The following is a 2768-nucleotide window of genomic DNA, read 5'->3' as shown; positions in this document are numbered from 1 at the left end:
CGCCACAAGGTCGAGAACCTCTTCGCTAAGCTCAAAGACTGGCGACGCATCGCCACACGATACGACCGCTGCGCCCACACTTTCTTCTCGGCAATCTGTATCGCCGCGGCCGTCATCTTCTGGCTCTGATCAACGAGTCCTGAGCCTAGATGGGCTGCCGCGCCAATGCGAGCAGCCCATTTATCGCCGCAAAATCCCTCAATGCGCGGATTGGCCGGCCTCTGGAATCTCGTAGCCGTCAGAGGCATAGGCGCCCAGCTTATTGCGGAGCGTTCTGATCGATATGCAAAGCATGGCGGCTGCATGGGTGCGATTGCCGCCGGTTTCCTTCAAGGTGGCGAGGATCAGATCGCGCTCGACATCTGCGACAGGTCGTCCGACGAGATGTTCGGCACCGTTCTCAGGGTCGAAAGCCTGCATGTCATCTTCCCTTTGTGAGCCCCCAGCTCCAACTCAGAAGACGATCCAAAAGGGGGCGAAAAGGGTTAATGAGAGGTAAATGACCATCGCAATCACTCAATCTTCTGCAAGGATACTGCCGTGGACCGGTCACCAATCCGGGGAAGCTGGCGGCGCCGGGGCGGCCTGGTTGCGATGAACTCCAGAGTTCATGTTCTGATCGCGCAAAAGCGCGCTTCTACATGGAAACAGTTGGCAAAATGGCGGCGGCCTGGGCCGCCGCCACATCGGGTCAGCTCTTGAGCTTGGCGTTGCACTGGCTCCAGTAGCCGCCGCCCTTCTCGATCCATTTCAGGGTGCCGTTGGCGTTGGCGGATTTGTTGGCATTGTATTGATCCGCGCAGGTCTTCAGCCGAGCCTTGCCGGGCGACTCATCCGAGTATTTCTGCGCGACGGTCTTGGGGAACACCGCCGCCTTTGCCCGCGCAGGAGCGGCGGCCGGCTTGGCTCCGGGCGTTGCCGGCGCGGCAGCTGGAGCCGGAGCTACGGGAGCATCCTGGACAGCTGCGGCCGCATCGCTCTCCGCGGCATCGTCATCACCGCACTGAGCCTTGCGGAAATCGTTCCACTTCTGGCCCTTCAGAGTATTCGCCTTCTTGGCGTCCTGATATTTCGTACTGCATTCCTTCATCGTCAGTGCCTGGGACGGTGAGGAAAAGACGGTCGCGAGCACGAATGCCGACGCGGCTGCCAGGATCACTTGTCTAGCCATGGTCTGGTCTCCCAATGCCCGGCCACTGCCGGCGTGGAGATGGCACTCTATTTTCGCGGTTCAGGCAAGCGTCGAGGGTAAGATCCTGCGACCGCGCAGCCGCAGGCCCTTTGCCTGGCGCAAGGTCGAGACCGGTTTCGCCGATATCGCCGCCGCGCTCGCAGTGCGGTGCGCCTATCCGAGCTCCAGGGTGGTCACGCCGAACAGCTCGGGCGCCAGAGGAAACGGTGTGCCCAGATACATTCGCGTCGTCTCGAAACCAGGCCGAAGGCCGGCACCGACCAGCATGTCGATGAACCGCTGCCGCGCGGCTGGAACGTCGATATGGAGATCGCCTTCGGCAGAAGAACCTAGATTCTGCACCAGCGCGGTGGCCGTCGCGTCGTCTACTGCTGTGAGCGAACCGATCTTCCAGCCCGAGCGGCACTTGCGCACCACGCCGTACCCGGTGACCGCGCCATCCGAGATTGCGACGCGCGCATGATGCGGGGGCATGAGCCAGTGCGTCAGGAAGGTTTCCCGCGTCTCCGGAAAGCTCCTGCGATCAAAGGCCATGATCTCGCGCAGGAGATCCGGGGTGACGCCGTCCACCGTCCGGCTATCAGCCAGGCCGCGCGCAAAAGTGCCTCCGAAACGGATGGTTCGGTAAGAGGGCGCAAAGCCCTTTCGCCGGTAATTCTCGAATTGCTCGTCGACCCCATCGAGCCCGATTATGCGCCCATCGAGCCGCGCCATGCCTGCGTTCCAGACGGCCTTGCCATGACCTTGGCCGCGCATGTCCGCGCGGCAGATGTAGAGGCCGATGAACCCGTAGGTCGTTCCATAGGCAACCGCCGAGATGCCGGCGACCATCTCGCCATCGACGAAGGCGCCAATGAAACCCTCAGGGTCGGTCGCACGGAATACCGCCGCGTCATTGAGGCCGGGATTCCAGCCCTCCGCGGCAGCCCAGTCCATGAGTTGCTCGACTTCGAGAATCTCGAGCTTGCGAATGATGCGCTCGCTCATCTCGCTGTAAGCCTTTGCGGCGGAGGGATCCACATGGGTCAGATCTAACGCGTCGCGCTCGKCATTGCATAGATACCGCGCTCCGAGGGCGTCAGCCGGGCTGTCGTTGTTCAGGCCGGGGCGTGAGCCTTGAGATGGCGGGCGTAGCGGGTGAGCGGCAGGCAGATGACGAAATAGATCAATGCAACCAGGCCATAGACGGTGAGAGGCTCAAAGGTCGCATTAGAGATGGCATTGGAGGTTCGCATCAACTCGTCGAAACCGATGATCGAGGTCAGCGCCGTGCTTTTGACAAGCTGCACGAGATAGCCGACCACCGGCGCCCGTGTGATCGCAAAGGCCTGTGGCAAGATCACCAGCCGCATCTGATTGGGATAGTGCAGGCCGAGGCTCTTGGCAGCATCCCATTGCCCCTTCGGCAGGGCCTCGACCCCGCCGCGCCAGATTTCCGCGAGATAGGCGCTGGCGCAAAGGGTCAAGGCGACGACCGCCGCGGACCAGGGTTCAATGCGGAAGCCGATCAGCGGAAGCCCGAAGAAGACCAGGAACAGCTGCATCAGCAGGGGCGTGCCCTGGAAGAGCCCGATAT

Annotated in this window: 4 protein-coding genes and 1 pseudogene; 1 reads left to right on the top strand and 4 read right to left on the bottom strand. The window is 61.9% G+C overall.

What is annotated here, in order from left to right:
- On the top strand, positions 1–129 hold a 129-nt coding region (locus AC1DJT_RS35810; RefSeq protein ID WP_476834322.1), incomplete at its 5' end, for a transposase.
- A gap of 69 nt (positions 130–198) precedes the next feature.
- Here the strand turns inward: AC1DJT_RS35810 and AC1DJT_RS35805 are convergent.
- From AC1DJT_RS35805 to AC1DJT_RS35790, 4 genes and pseudogenes are all read right to left on the bottom strand, one after another.
- Positions 199–387: pseudogene (locus AC1DJT_RS35805) on the bottom strand (helix-turn-helix domain-containing protein); the annotation flags it as partial.
- A gap of 304 nt (positions 388–691) precedes the next feature.
- Positions 692–1171: a hypothetical protein gene (locus AC1DJT_RS35800; RefSeq protein ID WP_441508758.1), complete on the bottom strand. Its 480-nt coding sequence runs from the start codon at positions 1169–1171 to the stop codon at positions 692–694.
- Positions 1172–1345: 174 nt separating this feature from the next.
- The gene (locus tag AC1DJT_RS35795; protein ID WP_441508757.1) at positions 1346–2179 is read right to left on the bottom strand and encodes a GNAT family N-acetyltransferase; all 834 of its coding nucleotides are present in this window, start codon (positions 2177–2179) and stop codon (positions 1346–1348) included.
- Positions 2180–2289: 110 nt separating this feature from the next.
- Positions 2290–2768: amino acid ABC transporter permease (locus tag AC1DJT_RS35790; protein ID WP_476835965.1), on the bottom strand; the 479-nt coding region annotated here is incomplete at its 5' end.

The sequence above is a fragment of the Allobosea sp. 05T422_2 genome, from assembly GCF_056396265.1.
This window is presented reverse-complemented; position numbering and strand designations above follow the sequence as displayed.